This window comes from Arthrobacter gandavensis (assembly GCF_039528575.1).
In the GTDB taxonomy this organism is placed as follows: domain Bacteria; phylum Actinomycetota; class Actinomycetes; order Actinomycetales; family Micrococcaceae; genus Arthrobacter_B; species Arthrobacter_B citreus_B.
This window is the reverse complement of the sequence record NZ_BAAALV010000004.1, coordinates 24,462-43,341: the sequence shown is the minus strand read 5'-3', so window position 1 is coordinate 43,341 and position 18,880 is coordinate 24,462. Positions and strand designations below refer to the sequence as shown.

General features: G+C 64.2%; 14 protein-coding genes. All 14 read right to left on the bottom strand.

Annotation, left to right across the window (positions count from 1 at the left end; genetic code table 11):
• Nucleotides 1–14: 14 nt before the first annotated feature.
• Complete coding sequence (locus tag ABFX29_RS11510) at nt 15–1,658, bottom strand: DUF6119 family protein (RefSeq protein ID WP_346038492.1); 1,644 nt, start codon at nt 1,656–1,658, stop codon at nt 15–17.
• Nucleotides 1,659–2,086: 428 nt separating this feature from the next.
• On the bottom strand, nt 2,087–5,224 hold the full coding sequence (locus ABFX29_RS11505) for a DEAD/DEAH box helicase (protein ID WP_275124653.1): 3,138 nt from the start codon (nt 5,222–5,224) through the stop codon (nt 2,087–2,089).
• A gap of 79 nt (nt 5,225–5,303) precedes the next feature.
• Nucleotides 5,304–7,055 (bottom strand): DNA/RNA helicase domain-containing protein, encoded by a 1,752-nt coding sequence (locus tag ABFX29_RS11500; protein WP_338079139.1) that lies wholly within the window; start codon nt 7,053–7,055, stop codon nt 5,304–5,306.
• On the bottom strand, nt 7,024–7,344 hold the full coding sequence (locus tag ABFX29_RS11495; protein WP_152229383.1) for a nucleotide pyrophosphohydrolase: 321 nt from the start codon (nt 7,342–7,344) through the stop codon (nt 7,024–7,026). The genes ABFX29_RS11500 and ABFX29_RS11495 overlap by 32 nt, the downstream gene beginning before the upstream one ends.
• Before the next feature lie 129 nt (nt 7,345–7,473).
• Nucleotides 7,474–8,607, bottom strand: coding sequence for an MFS transporter (locus ABFX29_RS11490; RefSeq protein WP_246167734.1), 1,134 nt, complete (start codon nt 8,605–8,607; stop codon nt 7,474–7,476).
• Nucleotides 8,608–8,655: 48 nt separating this feature from the next.
• Nucleotides 8,656–9,228 carry a histidine phosphatase family protein gene (locus ABFX29_RS11485; RefSeq protein WP_152229384.1) on the bottom strand — a complete coding sequence of 191 codons (573 nt, stop codon included), beginning with the start codon at nt 9,226–9,228 and terminating at the stop codon, nt 8,656–8,658.
• 20 nt (nt 9,229–9,248) lie between these two features.
• Nucleotides 9,249–10,460: an ABC transporter ATP-binding protein gene (locus tag ABFX29_RS11480; RefSeq protein ID WP_152229385.1), complete on the bottom strand. Its 1,212-nt coding sequence runs from the start codon at nt 10,458–10,460 to the stop codon at nt 9,249–9,251.
• A complete protein-coding gene (locus ABFX29_RS11475; protein ID WP_152229386.1) occupies nt 10,461–12,197 on the bottom strand; it encodes an ABC transporter permease in 1,737 nt (578 codons plus the stop codon).
• Nucleotides 12,181–13,230, bottom strand: coding sequence for an ABC transporter substrate-binding protein (locus tag ABFX29_RS11470; protein WP_246167736.1), 1,050 nt, complete (start codon nt 13,228–13,230; stop codon nt 12,181–12,183). Before ABFX29_RS11470 ends, ABFX29_RS11475 begins: the two co-directional genes overlap by 17 nt.
• Nucleotides 13,214–14,224, bottom strand: a complete 1,011-nt coding sequence (locus ABFX29_RS11465) for a metallophosphoesterase (RefSeq protein ID WP_152229388.1) — start codon at nt 14,222–14,224, stop codon at nt 13,214–13,216. The genes ABFX29_RS11470 and ABFX29_RS11465 overlap by 17 nt, the downstream gene beginning before the upstream one ends.
• A complete protein-coding gene (locus tag ABFX29_RS11460) occupies nt 14,221–15,000 on the bottom strand; it encodes a tyrosine-protein phosphatase (RefSeq protein WP_170287815.1) in 780 nt (259 codons plus the stop codon). Before ABFX29_RS11460 ends, ABFX29_RS11465 begins: the two co-directional genes overlap by 4 nt.
• 422 nt (nt 15,001–15,422) lie before the next feature.
• Nucleotides 15,423–15,980 carry a hypothetical protein gene (locus ABFX29_RS11455; protein WP_152229390.1) on the bottom strand — a complete coding sequence of 186 codons (558 nt, stop codon included), beginning with the start codon at nt 15,978–15,980 and terminating at the stop codon, nt 15,423–15,425.
• Between the two features lie 64 nt (nt 15,981–16,044).
• Entirely contained in the window at nt 16,045–17,253 is a 1,209-nt protein-coding gene (gene mmsB, locus ABFX29_RS11450) for a multiple monosaccharide ABC transporter permease (protein WP_420831139.1), read from the bottom strand.
• Nucleotides 17,250–18,857 carry a multiple monosaccharide ABC transporter ATP-binding protein gene (mmsA, locus tag ABFX29_RS11445; RefSeq protein WP_152229391.1) on the bottom strand — a complete coding sequence of 536 codons (1,608 nt, stop codon included), beginning with the start codon at nt 18,855–18,857 and terminating at the stop codon, nt 17,250–17,252. The genes mmsB and mmsA overlap by 4 nt, the downstream gene beginning before the upstream one ends.
• Nucleotides 18,858–18,880 lie beyond the last annotated feature (23 nt).

Sequence of the window (18,880 nt, the reverse complement as noted above, 5' to 3'; positions counted from 1 at the left end):
TCCACGCGCCGGACTTAGGCAGTTCGTTCTACCCACTGCACAGATAGATCCACGTTCCACAGTTCGAATTCCTCGGCCAAATTCACTAACCGCATCCGGCTGAACGCATAAAGTGTTTCTGCGTTAATCTCCCGGTCTCTACACATCACCAACACGACCTTCCGCGGCCGATCAGGAACCCAGGAGGGGTCGCCGCCGGCGATTTCCACGCGTGTCCGCAGGGCTTCCCTGGCAGATACATCTTGAAGAAGGGTCTGTGTCGACACCGCCGCCTGCGCGAGGAGGTGGCTTAACGGCGAGCTTCTGTCCACATTCTTGACATGAATAAAAACCTGGTCCCTAGTCAGTACGTCGCAAGCTTCAAAGCCGTCCCGGTTAGATTCACACTTGATCAACTTGGCGTCGAGATTCACGCCCCCCAGTGTTTTAGCTATTTCATCGTTGTAATCGGCTTCATGGCCTGCCGCCCACGCTGGTAAGGACTGCAGAGGGGAATCCCGATCGAAAATCAAACGGGTCCTTTCGGTCAGTCGGTCGTTCAACTGACGATCCAGTTCGTACCAGCGCCCATCGTGGAGGCAGTATCGTCCGCCATCTCCGGGCAAGGACGTCTCGAAAACAATCCACCGTTTTGCCGGCAGCAGGGGACTGGCGGCCTCGTCATCGTCAGAGAAAGCCTGCACTTTCATGGAATCAAGGCGCTCGACACGACGTCCAGGTGGCAGTTCGACGAGCGGCTCGAGAAGAGTTTGAAGGCTGGGCTCGCGCTCGTCATCATTGTTAAATCCCCTCGGGGCGCCCGTTATGCGGAAATGGCTGATCGGCACTGCAGCGTCAGCGCTTTCCGTTGGCCACGATAGACCGAGATCGTCTTGCCCGGCAGTGCCGAGCGCTGAATCCAAGCTTTGCTGAAGGAGCTTCCAGCGCGTATCAGCCTTCTTCACAGCTTGGAGTTGCTCGATTTCGCTAAGACGTGAATGTGGGTCCAGAAGCAATAGGGACTCCAGGGTATCCAGGTCTTTTAGCAGCAGCTTTGGATCCCGAGCCAGAGGCAGCTTAATGGCGTCAGCGCCTCTGATTTCTATGGTCTTATCTCCGCGGACGCTGCGAGCGTGCATGCCTTCCAGATCAGCTGGGGCGACTACTCGCGAAATCAAGTCGGCTATGCCTCCGACCCCATACGCAGCGAGATCATCGCCGCCTGGAATGGATGTACGGGCGACTAGAGCGCGCTGATCCAAGCGAGAATGAGTAACCGACTTGAGGTGATCAGGATCTGCCTGCCGAACAGCGATCTTCCGGCCTAGCCCACTAATGATCCGAGACTGTTCCAATGCGTGCAGTCCCATACCAAAGGAGAGTGCCCAAGTATTCTTTGATGCGTCCTTCGCCGGGAGTAGTAGTAGGGCGGCAGCAGTAGACTGCCCAATGGTTGCCAAAGCGGGGTCGTCGATCCACTCGCCTAAGGGCACCGACCAGTTGGTGCGCTCCTTAGGAATACTGCCTTTAAGTAGCACGCCATCCCGCCCAGCAACAGAAACGTCACTGATGTTAAAGTCTTCTTTGGAGCGATAAGACTCGCGGATCTGTCGATTGACGTTGAGGCGTCCCTCCAACATGTAAACGGTCACTGCAAACAGCTCGGCATTTCTGATCACCACTAAACTCCTCCAATGTGAATATGAAATACCGCACTCTTGTGGATAACGCAGGAAGTCTACGTCACTGTCCAGCGGTCTCGACTTTGGTCCCCGGGGTCGCTGATCCTGCCGCTCGCGGAAGACAACCCCGTCCGGTTCGACGTCCGATGGGCCCATACCATCTTGAAGAATGTGTGCTCTGCCACAACCATGAATACTTCCCAACTGACGAAGCAGACGACCCATCAGTTGGCGGGTGCCAAGTTCGTACGACGTCGTCGAATTGATTCTCCGAAATGGATATCTGCCCAACCGCGCGCAGAACGAGGGGCCGCCGGTCGATGGTTGACGTGACTGCGTCCTTGTCACCTTCGCCCGCCTGCCCCAAAGAATGTTTGTGTCCTTCAGAACACATATACATAAAACCCACAGGTTCAGTTGAAGAGCTATTGCGCCACAGCACTAGCCTCGACATAAACATCCGCAGGCATCGCCCGCTGCAACTTCCACACGATGCCGACCGGTTTGGACCCGGAATGCGACATGTAGTCCAACTGCCCGAGGCAGGTGTACGGCATCGTCATCCCGTTCTCATCCCGCTGCCGAGGCCGGGTGAAGAGCAAAACCTTCGAGCCCAGAGACTTGTGGTTGATGTACCGCTGGCCGGTCACGCTCTCCGGCGACGTCGCGTTCTGTGATTCCCAGTGGAACACCTCCGGACTCATCGCATAGTCCTTGTACATGATGGACGCCGCGCGTTCCTTTTCGTCCTTCTCCAGCGTCACGAAGAACGCATCGGTCTTCGTTTCCTCGCACCAGGCAACGCCTTCCCGGTGGCTCGTCTTACCACCCAGCCCGAAGTACCCCAGGGCAGCAAGGACTTCCTCCCGACGGTAGGTAGCGTGCGAATACAACGGGACCTGCTGCAACCCCAGGCCGAGCCCCTTCGGCGCGTAGCCGGAACGCTGAACGCCCAGCGCTGCGAGCTGCCGTATCTCCGCACAGACCAACGGATAGCTGCGCAGGAACTGGAGTCCGGCGTCGTACGATGTGTGCCCTCCCCCGTTGGGCCAGAGCGCAAAGAAGAGCATCCGGGCCAGGATCTGCTCCCTGTCGCTGAGCTCCGCATAGCGGGGTGCATCCTCCGAGACCAGTTTCGTGTAGGTCTCCGCCCGTTCCGGATCATCGATGCAGAGCATCGCCGTCATCCTGCGCAGCAGGTCCTCTTCCAGCTCTGAAGTCTCGTTCAGCTGGGAGGCCAGTACGACGTCGTGCGCTTGGCTGAGATCCACCAGGCCGGCTTCACGGATGAGCGAGGTCCAGGAATCCCCGGTTTTGCGGTACACGTCGGGCAGGTCCCGCCCGGACTCCCGGAGATAATCCTCCAGCAGGTACTCCCCGTAGGACCGGACCTCCGCCACCAGCTGCTTCCGGTTGACGCGGAGCTGTTCCCGGATGTTGTTCAGCACGGTCTGCTGCGCCACCCGGTCCAGGATGATCTGCGAACCGGAGGGCAGGTACGGGAACCCGTCCTCCACGGCCTTCTCCAGTGCCTTGCGCCGGAGGCCGGTGAGGGCCTTCAGCTTGGCATCGAACCGGAACTCCCGGCGCTGCTGGCCGATGTAGTCCAGCACGGTGAGAACTGACTTCTCCTTGGCCCGGCGCAGGCCGCGGCCCAGCTGCTGGATGAAGACAGTCGCGCTCTGTGTGGGCCGCAGCAGCATAATGGTGTCGATCTCCGGCAGGTCGAGCCCTTCGTTGAAGAGGTCGACGGCGAAGAGGCAGTTCAGCTCCCGGTCCCGGAGCTTGCGCAGGGCTGCCGCGCGATCCGCCTCGGGCGTCTCTCCGGAGACTGCCTGTGAGGCGATGCCGGCACGGTTGAAGACCTCGGCCATGTAGTACGCGTGCTGCACCGAGACGCAGAACCCGAGCGCGCGCATGTCGCTGGTGCTCGTGACCTTGTCCCGGAGTTCAGCGATGACCTTGGCGGCGCGGGCGTCATTGCCGGTGTAGAGGGCGTCCAGCTGGGTGATGTCGTAGTTTCCGCGCTTCCATTCCACCTGGCTGAGGTCGACGTCGTCCGCTACACCGAAGTAGTGGAACGGGACGAGGAGATCGGCGTCGAGGGCGTCCCACAGCCTGAGCTCACCGGCGATCCGTCCGCCGAAGAACTGATCGGCTACGTTGACTCCGTCGCCGCGTTCGGGTGTGGCAGTCAGTCCAAGGAGTTCCTGCGGCTGAAGGTGGTCCAGCAGCCGGCGGTACGTGGGAGCTTCGGCGTGGTGGAACTCATCGAAGACGACGACGTCGAACTGAGTCGGGTCGAGCTTGTCCAGTCCCAGCGCGGCGAGTGACTGCACACTGGCGAAGACCTGCTTCCACTGTGACGGTTTGTGGTCGCCAACGTAGAGCTCACCGAACGACCCGCGTTGCATGACGTCCCGGTAGGTGCGCAGCGACTGCTTAAGGATCTCTTGCCGGTGGGCGACGAACAGCAGCGACAGTTCGCGTCCCGCCACCCCGCAGAGCCGCTTGTAATCCAGGGCGGCGATGACGGTCTTGCCTGTTCCCGTGGCGGCCACCAGCAGGTTCCGGTGCTGGTCGTCGACCATTCGGGCGGCGTCGAGGTTCTCCAGCATTTCCTGCTGATGCAGGTAAGGCTGGATCTCCAGTCCCGTGGTGCTGTCTGGGCGGGCGGTCTGGCGGCCGCCGTTGCGAGCCAGCGCGGCGTCGAGGCGGTCGCCGTCGACCTCTGGATCGTAGGGCTGGAAGGCCGGCTGCTCCCAGTAGCTGTCGAAAGTGATCTCGAATTTGCGGAGCAGATCCGGTGTGCCGACGGAGGAGAGCTTCACGTTCCATTCGAGCCCGTCCAGCATTGCGGGAGCACTCAGGTTTGAGCTGCCAACATAGGCCGTGTCGAATCCGGTGTTCCGGCGGAACAGCCAGGCCTTGGCATGGAGGCGGGTGGCGTGTGTTTCGTAGTTGATCCGGACTTCGGCGCCGTACTTAAGGACCAGCTCATCGATCGCGCGCCGTTCTGTGGCCCCCATGTAGGTGCTGGTGATGACCCTGATGGGGATGCCTCGGTCACGGGCATCTTCGAGGGCCGGTTCGAGGAGCCGCAGACCCGTCCAGCGGATGAATGCGCACAGCAGGTCGACGCTGTTGGCGGAACCCATTTCGGCGCGCAGTTCTGCGGCTAGATTGGGGTCGTCCTTGCCGTTGGTGAGCAGCGCTGGCTTGCGCAGTGGCGTGGAGGGTCGTCTGAGCTCGCGGCGTCTCAGGGAATCCGGTGGGAAGAGAGACAGGAGTTGGGTGGGGCCTGGTTCTACAAGGTCTGCGGAAATGCCCGCGAGAATCGTATTGGCAAGCGCCACCCGGTCCTCCGGGTTAGCTTTTGCGAGCACTTCCCGTGCGCGGCCTGCTATGTGTGCCGCCAGAAGTTCCGGTGACTCCTCGTCGGAGACCTGGCCGAATGATGCGCGGAGTCCAGGAGCCATGCCCAGAAGATCCTGCAGCTCTCGTGTGCGCAGCGCCTCATAAAGACCGTGGTCCAGGTCTCGGTTTCCCCCAGGAATATTCACCTCTTTAGGCTACCTGCGGAACACCACAGACTGCTGCCTTACTGCACCGCGCGCAAAGAAACCGTCACCCCGGCGTCCTTCAAGCGGAATCCGTGTGGAAGTAATACCTAAGGTACTCACGCAGGGCGGGGTCACAGACATACACGTAGGTGCCTAAGATTCCACGGGTGAGGAGCACCGCGTAGATGTTTCTCACGTAGTGAAGGATGTCCTCATCGTCGTAGGTGATGCCCCGCTTGGAATTGTTCTCACGTCCCTTTACATCGAAGTACTTGGCGCGATCAAAAACAGTCCTACCACTAGTGGGGTCGTACCGGAGGTCCTCCCCTATGATTACGCCCGCATAGTTTAAGTCATACCCCTGAACGGTATGAATTGACCCAACCTCGTTCTCAGAACCGGGGCGATTGATCCAATCTCTCTGAGTAGAGTTCCAGCGAAGTTTCTCGCCGTCCATTTCGATATCGAACGCAGCCTTGTCAGTTTTACTTCGCCATGGCCACGCATAGCCTGCGACCATACGAGACAAGCCGTACTCGCTGTCTCTCCGAAGTATTTCACGCTTCATTGTTCCCAGATCGGTGAAGAAACGCAGATCGTAACCATCGAAACGTTCCGCAGACTGTGGTGGTGCGCTGCTTAGGATCGCTCGTACATAGCCAACGTAATCCTGGTCCGCAGATATCCTCATTTGCGAACGCAAACGGTATATGCGGCCGTTGGCTGACGCTTCCTCTAGAAGAGATGTGGTCAAGGCTGCGGGAAGATCCGCTGGCCGTACGGTCTGTCCGGCATCTAGCATGAGGATATTGGTTTTACTCTGCTGTCGAATCCAGTCCAGCTGTGTGAGGTTAGGATCATCCCTGCCGAAGAGGTTTTCATTGATTTCCGCAAACTTCTTGTTGAGACTGCCGGAAGCCTGGTTTGCTCGTTGATTCAGGCGGTGGGCCTCATCAACAATAAGCAAATCGAAACGCTCCTTGCTTTCACCGACCTGGAACGGTGTGAGTACAAGATTCTTGTGGAGTCCAGGAGTCAGAGCGAACACTCTTGCAATGGAGTCACGTAGTGATTGCTGAGGTACGACCAGCCCGATCCTCAGGGAGTTCAGCAGCTCGGCATGGCCCGCGGTGAAGAAATCACTGAAAATGGAATCATGGTCGAGCGGATCCTTCGGGTCATGGCCTGCTATGTCCTTCAGTAACTTTATGAGATAGATCGCTACGACCGTTTTTCCCGTTCCAGGAAGACCTTGGACTACGACGGTATTGGATCGGCTCTGTTCAAGGTCTTCGAAGAGTCCTTCCAAGATATCTTCGACGGCCAGCGCCTGATCATGGTTGAGCGCCTTGAACGGAGACAGCTTGAACAGATCGCTGTTGATTATTTCGGGGAGGGTGCGTTGAAAAAGATGCTCCTGCGACCGCAGCATTTCAAACACACGATCGAATGTGTCCTTGTAAGTGGCTCGGTTGTAGTAGTCAGCATCGGTGATGCCGGCGTTGTGATTAAGCACTTTTAGCCGGCCCTCACCCGAGAACATTCGGATCAGAAACGATTCTAGGTCCAGGCACGCGGACTTGTTGAAAGTCGAATCCAGGACGACACGCGCCCACTTCAGCCTTCGCTTATCCGTGGAGGCGAGATGTTGCCGCATCCGACCCTCCGCATTGAGCGATTCCCCCACGTACACTTCGGTGTCGTTGTTCATTACATATACAACGGGCCAGTTTCGGTGGAGGGGGTCTGCTTCTCCCCACGCTCGCACTTCTTCAGATTCGAGAGGGAACCGTTCCAGCCTAAAGCCGGTCATATTTTTCACTTCTGCCACGGGCTTTGGCTACTGGGTACTTCTCCCGGGTCCTCCCGAGTTTTTCCATCACTATTGTGTCGGGATCCAGGTTGAGACGGTCCGCTAACAGCAAACAGTAGGTCAGTACATCCGCCAGCTCGTCCTTGGCAGACGTCAAATCGGCGCCGCCCCACTGGAAACATTCGAGGAGCTCGGCCGATTCAATACTGATACTCTTCGCAAGATTCTCAGGGGTATGAAATTGTTCCCATTCCCGCTCCCTCACAAACTCCCTCAGAGCGCTGAGCACCGCTTTCTCGTCACGCATCCCTAGAATTTATCAGCACCAGACTCTCTGGCGGGACTTCCACTCACCCGACGGCCTCGTGATGGCTTTGTTTGCTCCACTGAAGGCGTTGAACTTTGCGATGCTTGCTCCCAGGTCGGTATGGCTCCACTAAACCCCCACCCGCCGCCGCTCCTCAGCATCCACGCGGTTCTCCTCCAGATAAACCTTCTTCGGCCAGCCCACTGAATCCGGAGCACCGGGAATCACTTCGCCGCGCAGCGTCGCTTGGGCCGTCTCCCGCATACACAGGGTGCTCACCAGGCCGATCACACCGGCAATCGCCATGTACCAGCCCGGCACCAGCTGGTTGCCGGTCGTCTCGATCAACTGGTTGGCGATGGTCTGCGACGGACCGGCAAAGAACGCCGTAGAGAAGTTATAGGCCAGGGCAAAGCCCGTGTACCGGACCGCCGTCGGGAACAGCGCCGGCAGCGTGGAGGACGCCGACGACACCAGGATCACCAGCAGGAAGCCCAGCACAGCCAAGCCCAGGAACTGCAGGATCAGACTCTCCACACCCAGCAGCATGATCGCCGGAACCGACAGCACAATGTAGCCAACAGCCGCGGTCAGCAGCAGCGGCTTGCGGCCGATCCGGTCAGAGAGCGCCCCCACGGGCGGAATCGCCAGCAGCATCAGTGCCATCACGGCCACCAGCATCCAGTTGCCCTGAGCGGTGCTGTGCCCCAGCTGGCCGCTCATGTAGGTCGGCATGTACCTGAGGATCAGGTAGAACGCCACGTTCAGCAGCACCACAAACCCGGCCAGGACCAGCAGCTGCCGCCAGTTCTGCGCCAGCACCCGCCGCAGCGGGGACTTCAGGGTCTCCCGGTGCGCCGAGGCCTCCGCGAACACCGGAGCCTCCACCAGCCGGGTCCGGATCCACAGTGCCGTCAGGCCCAGCGGGATAGTCAGCAGGAACGGCAGCCGCCACCAGCCCTCCAGCATCCCCTCGTCGCCGACGAGCGTGATGGTGGTGGTGCAGACAATCGCCGCGAGAATGAAGCCCACCGTGGTGCCGAACTCCAGGAACGAACCGAAGAAACCACGGCGCTTATCCGGAGCCGACTCCGCCATATACACCGCAGCACAAAACCCATGCTGCACAGAGATAGGGATTGAACCGGCGCCGTCGTCGATTATTTGCACAGAACTTAGGTGCGTGGAGGTCTGGCTCTGGCCGTCCTGCGGACGTGCGTACAGCTGGTGATCCTCATCGGAGGCATGTGCTGCAGTCCCCACGACGGTGAACCTGCTCGACCCTGCGTTCGGCCTATCCCTAGGAGGCCCTCACACCTGGGAATGGTCGAGCAGTGCAGCCAGCGGAACCTCCACCACCTCGCCGTTCAGCACCCGCGCATACCGCTGGCAGGTGAGCTCCGAGAGGGTAAGCCTGATCAGGGTGCCGTGCGCCACGGCGATGATCCGTTGGCCCGGATACTGCGCGGCCAAACTGCGCAGAGCGGTGAGCCCGCGATCCGCCACTTGCTGCTCCGGTTCACCGATACCAAGTGCGGCCGTGATCTGCGGTTCGGTCAGCCCGTTCAGGTGCAGCCCTTCGGCCGGCCCGTAGTCCCGCTCCACCAGCTCCGGAACGGTACCGGCGAGCTGCAGTCCAGCCGCGTCAGCAATACGACGCGCGGTCTGCACGGCACGCAGCAGCGGCGAGGAAACCACCACATCCCACGGCTCAGCGGCCAGCAGCCGCCCGGCCTTGCGCGCCTGGGCGCGGCCCACACCGTTCAGCGGGTTGTCGGTTCGGCCCTGCAGCCGGCGCTCCTGGTTCCAGTCCGTTTCCCCGTGCCGCACCAGGACCAGCCGTGCCGGCAGCGTCTCAGCACCATTCATACGCGCATCACTCACGGCACCCCTCCCCGGAGCACTCACGCCGTCACCAGCGTCCGGCGGCCAGCGGCCGCGTCCCCCGGCGCGGCCCCCGCAGAACCCGCATCCCCCGCGGAATCCCCCGCATCCCCCGCGGCTCCCGACGCAGAACCAGCCGCCTCCCCCGCGAACACATGGGCCCGGAGCACCTCCGGCAGGACCCGGTCCCCCGGCTTGGGCACCCAACCCGTGACATGCGCCCGCAGCGTCCGGCCCTGCCAGTCCACGGAGACATCGAACCCATGCGGGCCGTAAAGCGCGGAGGTCACCACACCGGTCCGTGCCCAGCCGGTGTCGCCGGCGAGGTTCGGGTGCACCGGGTGCAGCAAGAGGTCCAGCGGAGACACCGCGGCGGTAACCGCCAGTGCCCTGTGCCCCAGACCGCCTTCACCCATGCTCGGCCCGGCTTCGAGCCGTTCGCCGGGGATGCTGATGCCCTCGGCGACCGCAAGCCGGCCCTCCGCCCAGGTCCCGTCCAGCAGCACGGCATCGTTTACGAAGGACGCCACAAACGCCGACGCCGGATTCCGCACCAGCTCCTCCGGTGTGCCGACCTGCTCAATCCGCCCGGCCCGCAGCACCGCCACCCGGTCTGCCAGGGCCAGGGCCTCCGCGCGGTCGTGCGTGACGTGCACCGATGTCAGTCCCTGCTCGCTCGTCAGCGCCTTCAGGTCCAGCCGGAGCCGAGCCCGCAGCGGTTCGTCCAGGGAGGACAACGCTTCGTCCAGGAGCAGTGCCTGCGGAGCGCCGACGATCGCCCGCGCCAGGGCCACGCGCTGGCGCTGCCCGCCGGAAAGCGCAGCCGGTGCCCGCTCCCCCAAGCCGTCCAGCCCGACCAGCCCCAGCACGCTGCGCACCCGGGCCTCCGCGGCTTTGCGGGGCACGCCCGCCAGGCGGAGCGGATACCCCACGTTCCGGGCCACGGACCAGTGCGGCCAGATCGCGTGGTCCTGGAACACCATGCCCAGGTTCCGTTTCTCCGGCGGCACCCAGGCGCCCGGCCCCGCCACCGGCTTGCCGCCGAGGCACAGGGTGCCGCCCTCCGGCTGAACAAACCCGGCGATGCTGCGCAGCAGCGTGGTCTTGCCGGAACCCGACGGACCCAGCAACGCCAGGAACTCGCCGTCGTGCACGTCCAGGTCCACGTCCGAGAGGCCAACATGGCCGTTGGCGTAGACGTGGCGCAGGCCTTGAAGGCTGATCGAAGACATTTACTTTCCCTTCCGGAAACGGGTGCGCGCCGTGCGGCGGGCACCCAGGGCGGCGGTCGCGGAGAGCCCCGCGACGCCGACGATCGTGACCAGCAGCGCCAGGGCGGAAGCCGAGTTGTAGTCCCCGGCCTGCTGGAGATTGAAGATGACCACACCCAGCGTCTGGGAGCCGGGCGCCACCAGGAGGATGGAAATGGTCAGTTCGCGCACCGCGGTCAAGGCGACGACGACGGCGCCGCTCACCGCCGCGGGCACGCTCAGCCGCAGCGCGACGTCGCCCAGTGCCCGCAGCGGGCCGGCACCGGAGATCCGTGCGGCCTCGTCCAGGGAGACCGGCACGGATTCCAGCGGTGCACGCACGGATTGGACCACCAGGGCCAGGAACGCCATCACGTAGGCGCCGAGGATCACCCACGGCGTGTTGAAGATGCCCAGCGCCGGGGCAATCAGGAGCCAGGCGACAGCCAGGACCAGGCCCGGCAGTGCCTGCGGCAGCATGGCGGTGACGTCCAGTGCGGCGTTGGAGCGGTGTTTGGTCCGGGTCAGGAGCGCACCGACGCCGAGGCCCAGCACGCCGCAGGCCACCGCCGCACCGAGGGCGAGCAGCACCGAGTTGGCGATGCCGGTGAGCGCTCCGCCGCTGGTGACGGCGCGGGCGATGTTCGCCAGGGTCAGGTTCTCCCAAGTCAGCGGCACGCCCGGAGCGGGCAGCAGTGCCTGCTCGGTCAGTGCCAGCAACGGCAGCACGCAGACGACGGCGGCGGTAAGCCACAGCAGGCCCGCCACCACCCAGCGGGCGGACCCCAGCTGCAGCGGGAGCGCAGCCGCTCCGGAACCGCCCAGTTCGCTGCCTCCGGGCAGCCGGCGCTGCAGCAGCACGGCAGCCAGGCCCAGGATCAGCAGCACCACCCCGATCGCGGCCACGGCGGGCAGCGGATTGGTTACGGTGCCGGAGGCGAGGTAGCGGTACACCAGGGTGGTGAGCGTGGTGTACCGCTCGGGCAGGCCGATCAGCGCGGGAATGCCGAAGTCGGAGAGGTTGGCGACGAGCGTGAGCACAAACGCGGCCACCACGGCTGGGCGCACCAGCGGCAGCGTCACCTGGCAGAAGGTGCGCAGCCCGCCGGCACCGCTGATCCGGGCGGCTTCCTCCAGGCTGCCCGGAACCCGGCGCAGCGCAGCACTGATCACCAGGTAGGCCAGCGGGTAGGAGTGCACAGCGAGCAGGAACACCACTCCGCCGCCGCCGTAGATGTCCAGCAGCGGGCGCGCGGATCCGGTCAGCGCCATCAGCGCCTGGTTCACGGTGCCGGCCGGGGAGAGCAGCGCCATCCAGGACATCGCCCCAATGAACGGCGGGATGAGGAACGGCAGCAGGAAGATCCAGCGCAGCACGGTCCGGCCCGGCAGATCGGTCCGGTCCAGGACGACGGCGAGCAGCGCACCGAACGCGGTGGCCAGCGCCGCTGATCCGGCGGCGGAGGAAACGGAGTTCCACGCTGCAGCCAGGACGTCGGGGTCCGTGAGCACATCGGCGTTGGACGGCTGGGCCCCGCGGAGCACAATGACGCCGAGCGGCAGGAGCACCAGCAGGGCCAGCACGGTCCAGGCCGCCAGCCGGAGCCAGTGCAGTCCGTCGCCCCGGGGCACGTTGCCCCGGACCCGGCCTGCAGTTCCCCGGGCGGCGGGGCTGAGCTGCCCCGCCGCCAAGGAAACGGAATTACTTGAGGAGGTCATTGAACTTCGCGACGGCGCTTGCCTGCTTCTCGGCAATCACCGCGAGGTCCGGGTTCAGCAGCTCAAGGTCGGCGAGGGAGGGCGCGCCCTCGGGGACACCGGCGTCGTCGCGCACCGGAAGGTAGGACTGCGCCACGGCCAGTTCCTGGCCTTCCTTCGAGACCAGGAACTCCACGAACTCGTTGGCGGCGTCCGGGTTCTTCGAGTCAGTGAAGACGCCGGCCGGCTGGGAAACGTACGGAACGCCGTCGGTCGGGTAGGACAGGCTGATGGGCGAGCCCTTCGCTGCCAGTTCGCGGGCCACATAGTCCACCACGATCCCGATGCCCGAGGTACCGGCGGCCACGGCCTGGCCCACCGGGCCGTTGCTTTCCAGCACGGTCGGTTCGTTGCTGATCAGGTTCTTCAGCCAGTTCTCGCCTAGGTCCGGGGTCTCGAGCCAGACGGTGGTGTTGAAGGCGGCGGCACCGGAAACATCCGGGTTCGGCATGGCGATCATGCCCTTGTATTCGTCCTTGGTCAGTTCGGCCCAGGACTCGGGGGCGCTGTCCACCAGCGTGGTGTTGTAGGCGATGACAGTGGGGATGATGCGGGTGCCCACGTAGTAGCCCTCGGCGTCGACAACGTCCTGATTCAGTTCACCGGCGTTGTCGATGTCCAGGACCTGCAGGTCCCCCTCGGCGGCGTACGCCTCGAACGTGGGGACGTCGGCGGCGAGGATAACGTCGGCCTGGATGCCGCCGGTTTCCTTCTCCGTGGCGATCCGGGTCTTCAGCTCACCGGTGCCGGCGCGGAAGACCTCAACGCTGACCTCCGGGTTGACCTCGTTGTAGGCGGCAACAAGTTCATCGATTTTTGCCTGCGGCTCGGAGGTGTACACCGTGAGGTTGCCGGTGGCCCCGGCCGAGGTGCTGGACGCTGAGGGTGCCGGAGAGTTTTCGGCGCCGTCGGCACTGCCGCTGCAGGCGGTCAGGAGAGCAAGCGACGCCAGGGAAACGACGGCGAGGGCGGGGTACTTAGAGCGGTGCAGCAAGGGGTTCTCCTTGGGAAACCGGCAGCAACGGCTGCTGCCGGGAAGGGTGGCCCGGTGCCCGTGCGGGCTCCGGGAAGGGATGGGTGGAACGGGTAGTGCCGGCGGCGGGGACGGCGCCGGGTGGCGGTGTGGAATGGGGGTGCGGTGTGGAACTGGGGTGAGCTGGGGCCTTGAGGCGCACGGCGGGCTTGGTGAACACCACTGCGCCAGTCGGCTGCAGCGGGACCGGCACGGCGCTGAAGCCGCTTTCGTCCAGTCGGATGACGGAGAGCCAGCTGCTGTCCAGGCCCTGCACCGTCTCCGGCGGCGCGAAGAGGTCCTGGCCGTAGGACACGGCCGGGCCGGCCCAGACCGGCACAGCACCCAGCCGGCCGGACACCGCATGGTGGTAGTGCCCGCACAGGACGGCGCGCACGTCCGTGCCGGCCAGCACGCCGGCGAGTTCCGCAGGCCGGGACAGGCCGCGGCCGGCCAGCTGCGGCAGCAGCGAATCGACGGGCGGATGGTGCAGGGCCAGCACGGTGCCGTCGGGGGCAGGCTCGGCCAGGACAGTATCCAGCCAGTGCAGCTGCTCTCCGGTGAGCCGGCCCGCGGGCTGGCCGGGGTTGTCCGAATCCAGCGTGATGAGGCGCAGTCCCCCGACGAAATGCACGTTGTCCCCGGGACCGGGGCCTGTGTCGGTGCGCGAACCCGTGAACGCTTCTGCCGTCCACGCCCGGGTGCCGGGAAGGTCATGGTTTCCGGGCAGCACGATGACCGGGCAGCCCAGCTCCCGGCCGGCGCGGGCGAAAAGTTCGGCGGCGGCAGAGTAGATATCGCCGCCGGAATCGGCGATGTCACCGGTAACCACAACGGCGTCGGGCCGGTAGCGGGCCGCTGCGCGCAGGGCCTCGGCGGTGCGTGCCCACGTGTCCAGGACACCGAACAACGGCTCGTCCGGCTGATGCAGATGTGTGTCCGTGAGGTGGATCAAGGTGTAACCGGGCGCGTTCATGCAGCGGGTATCCCGGTGCCGTGCAGCAGGACGCGGGCCCGGTCCAGCAGGTCCTGGCCCAAACCGTGCCGCAGCAGGTAGGCAGCGGCACCGGTCTCACCTTCGAAGGACTGCTTGGCCAGGTCCTGCAGTGCGCTGTCCAGAACCTCGGGCGGGCTGGCCAGGTGAAGGCGGACAGCGATGGCCATGTCGGCGGGATCGCTGATCTTATCGCCGAGCCGGGCGAGCACCACCTGGCGGAAGGAATGGGGAAGGGCTGCTTCGGTGCGGGAGTAGTCCTCCACAATGGCGCTGCGGGAGGCCCCGGCGACCTCAAGCACCAGCGCGATGACCAGCCCGGTGCGGTCTTTCCCTGCAGCACAGTGGACCAGGACACCGCCGTCGAGGTTCCGGATCACTTCGCCGACGGCGCTGGTCAGTGCCCGGGCACAGTTCTGCAGCAGATGCCGGTAGACGGCTTCGATCGGTTCGGAGACGGGGAGGCTTCCGCGGTAGAGCGGAACGTTTCGCATCTGCGTTCCCGCTGGAACATTGTCCGGAGCCGAGGCGATCTCCATCGGCTCGCGCAGGTCCACCACCGTGCCGATCCCTGCTGCAGCCAGTTCAGCGAGACCGGCAGGGTCAAGGTCGTTCAGGGCTCCGGACCGGAAGAGCATTCCCCGGCGCAGGCCCGGCGTTCCGGTTCCTGCCGCTGCGTCACGGAAATTGAACAATCCGCCGACTGCGGGCGGAATGCCTGCGAGAGCCTGCGGACTGGAGGGCAACTCGGTATTCATGGAACCTCGGGGGCGTGCTCGGGTGGGACTCTCCGAGTTCATCCAGCCAAGGTTAATCAGCAGTGAACACGCGCTGGCGCCCATGCCAACCAAGGGCGAACATTTTTGCCGTCCAGGTCGTTCCCCCGCTGTGCAGACCCGAACGCGGCCGCCAGCGGCACCTTTACGGCCCTAATCCGGCCGCCACCAGCCTCATCACAGGCTGCAGCCATCCGGGCGGCCCCGACGCCGAGCGAAGGCAGCAAGCCAGCCCGCGATTCGCGACGCTCAGCCGACCCACCCCGCAGTTTCCCGCCCGCTGTTACAGGAGTTACCGCTGAGGTCGCACCAGGCAACCCGTTCAACACTCGCTGGGAAACCGCGTCGGCCTGCCGAAGAACCAATCCGGAGGAAAACGAGCCACCAAACGGCAGTGAGGACGGCTAGCGTCCGTGCACCCGCCGGAAGCCATCAGCCTGCACGGTAAGGAGAGTGAAAGCACCGATCAGCCCGATCAGCAGCAGGAACGGACCCATGCTGTACAGGTTGGAAGCGATGACGCCCGGCCTGCCTTCCATCACCCGTCCCGTTGCCGGGTCAACCGAGACGTAGCTAGGCGGATCGAAAGCTCCGGTCAGCCAAGCCGCACCGGTAGCCAGGATCATGGCTACCAGGGCCCATGCCGCACAGAGGTACGGGTTGAACCGGCGCCAGGGTCCATCAGATGCGGACAGGCCGTGGCTGGCGGAGTACCCGCCGGGAACCGACGCCCCGTGGGCACCGTCGGCGCGGCCCGAAGTGCCCGCGTCTTCACCCCATGTGGACCCGTCAGCCCGTGCGGAACCGTTATCGCGGCCGGATGCGCGGCTCCCACCGGCGGCCCGCCCCACAGCAGACGGAACAGTTCCGCCGTCGTCAACAATCTGCACCGACTCCTGAGCCTGGTCACCTGTTGGCCGCGCATACAGCCGGTAGTCGTCCGAGTCTGTGTGATTCCCCATGGCGGCGAGCATACTCGACATCCCCTTGGGCCGGCCGTTCTCCAGGCAGCCTACTCGAGGAAAACTACCTTGCACCCCTACCCCGCCGGGCAAACCCGACCGCAACAGCAAGCAGCAGCACCAGGCCCTTGATCACCTGCTGCCAGGCGGCGTCGACCGACAGGATGGACAGGCCCTGGTTCAGCACACCCATCACAAGGCCGCCGATCACCGCACCCACCACAGTGCCGACGCCACCCTGAACAGACGCACCGCCAATGAACACGGCAGCAATCGCGTCCAGCTCAAACCCGCCACCGGCCGACGCCACGGCACCACCGGCACGCGCCGTGCTCACCACGGCCGCGAGACCGGCCAGGAAACCCATGTTCACGAAGACCATAAAGTTCACCCACCGGGTCTTCACACCGGACATCATCGCCGCGTTCAGGTTCCCGCCCATCGCGTAGATGTGCCGGCCAAAGACGGTCCGGTTCAGCAGGAACGAATACGCCAGCACCAGCGCCGCGAGGATGATCAGGATGATCGGCGTCCCGCGGTTGAAGGCCAGCAGATAGCAGAGGTACATGATCGCGGCAACGGCCACGGCGTTCTTGAACACGAACGACGCCGTCCGCTCCCGCGGGAGGTCCAGCTTCCGCAGGTCACTGCGGGCCTTCAGCTGCTGCACCACCAGCGCCACTGACGCGAGCGCCCCAATACCCAGCGTGAGCAGGTCCGGGGTGCCGGTGGCCGGCAGCGTGCCGTTGCCGATCGCGTTGAACGGCCGGGGCAGGCCGCTGATGGTTCCGCCGGTGAGCAGGATCAGCGCGACGCCGCGGAACACCAGCATGCCGGCCAGCGTCACGATGAACGCGGGTATCCCCACGAACGCCACCCAGAATCCCTGCCACGCCCCGATCAGTGCCCCCACCAGCAGGGAGAGAATGACGGCGGCCCACCAGGGCATGCCCCAGTTGTTCATCGCCAGCGCCGCAATGGCCCCCACTGTCGCGACCACCGAGCCCACGGACAGATCGATGTGCCCGGCGATGATCACCATGACCATGCCGATGGCCAGGATCAGCACGTACGCGTTCTGCTGGATGAGGTTGCTGACGTTGCCCGGATACAGCAGCCGCCCGCCGGTGAGGACCTGGAACAGCAGCACAATCACCACCAGGGCGGCGAGGATGCCGTACTGGCTCAGGTCGATCCGCATCCGTTTCCGGCCGTTGCCTCCGGCGGGCGGCGGGGCCGGTGTCTTGGCCTGTTCAGGAGTAGTTGTGGTCACTGGCCCTGCGCTCCTTCAATTCGGGCGGATTCAGTTTGGGCGGATTCTGGACGGGCTGCCGTCCCTGATCCGGTCCTGGCGGCCGTCATATGCCGCATGAGTTCTTCCTGCGTTGCTTCAGCCCGAGGCACCTCTGCCGTAAGCCGGCCTTCGGCGATGGTGTAGATGCGGTCGCAGAGCCCGATCAGCTCGGGCAGTTCGCTGGAAATGACGATCACGGCTTTGCCCTGCGCGGCCATCTCGTTGATGATTCCGTAAATCTCGAACTTGGCGCCGACGTCGATGCCGCGGGTGGGTTCGTCAAGGATCAGCACGTCCGGTCCGGAATAGATCCATTTGCTCAGCACCACCTTCTGCTGGTTTCCGCCGGACAGGTTCGCCACCACGGAGGCCACGGACGGTGTGCGGATGTTCATTTTCTGCCGGTAGTCATCCGCCACGGCGTATTCGCGGTGTTTGTCGATCACGCCCAGCCGGGCGAGTTTCCCCAGTGCCGCAGCGGACACGTTCACCACCACGGACCCGATCAGGTTCAACCCGTACCGCTTGCGGTCCTCGCTGACGTACGCCAGTCCGTGCCGGATGGCCTCCCCCACGGACCGGGTCTGGATCTCGACGCCGTCCTTATAGACCCGCCCGGACACCCCGGCCCCCCAGGACCGGCCGAAGATGCTCATCGCCAGCTCGGTGCGCCCGGCGCCCATCAGCCCGGCGAACCCGACGATCTCCCCGGCGCGCACGTTAAAGGACACATCGTTGACCACCACGCGGTCGACGTCGATCGGGTGGTGGACGGTCCAGTCCTCCACCCGGAACTTCTCCTCCCCAACCTGCGGGTCCCGGTCCGGGAACTGGCTGTCCAGCGGCCGTCCGACCATGGCACGGATGATCCGGGTTTCAATTTCACTGTTGTCCTCCACCGGGAAGGAGTCGATGGTTTTCCCGTCGCGGATGACGGTGACGGTGTCCGCGATGGCCCGGATTTCCTTGAGCTTGTGCGAGATGACAATGGAGGTGATACCGCCCTCGCGCAGCTGGTCGATCAGCCCCAAAAGGTGCGCCGAGTCGCCGTCGTTCAGTGCCGCCGTCGGCTCATCCAGGATCAGCAGCTTCACTTCCTTGGACAGCGCCTTGGCGATTTCCACCAGCTGCTGCTTGCCGACGCCGAGTTCCAGGATCTTCGTGGCCGGGTTCTCATCCAGCCCAACGCGTTTGAGCAGGGCGGCGGCCTGCAGGTTGGTCTGGTTCCAGTCGATCACCCCGCCGCGCTGCACCTCGTTGCCCAGGAAAATGTTCTCCGCGATGGACAGGAACGGACTGAGCGCCAGCTCCTGGTGGATGATCACAATCCCGTCCCGCTCGCTGTCATTGATGGAGCCGTAGCGGACCTCCTCCCCGTCCAGGGAGATGGTGCCGGAATAGCTGCCGTGCGGGTAGACGCCGCTGAGCACGTTCATGAGGGTCGATTTGCCGGCGCCGTTCTCGCCGCAGATTCCGTGCACCTCACCGCGCCGGACGGCGACGGACACGCCGTCGAGCGCGCGGACGCCGTTGAACTCCTTCACGATGCCGTCCATGGAAAGGATGACGTCCTGATCGATCATTTCTTGCCTGTTCTTTCCGGAGG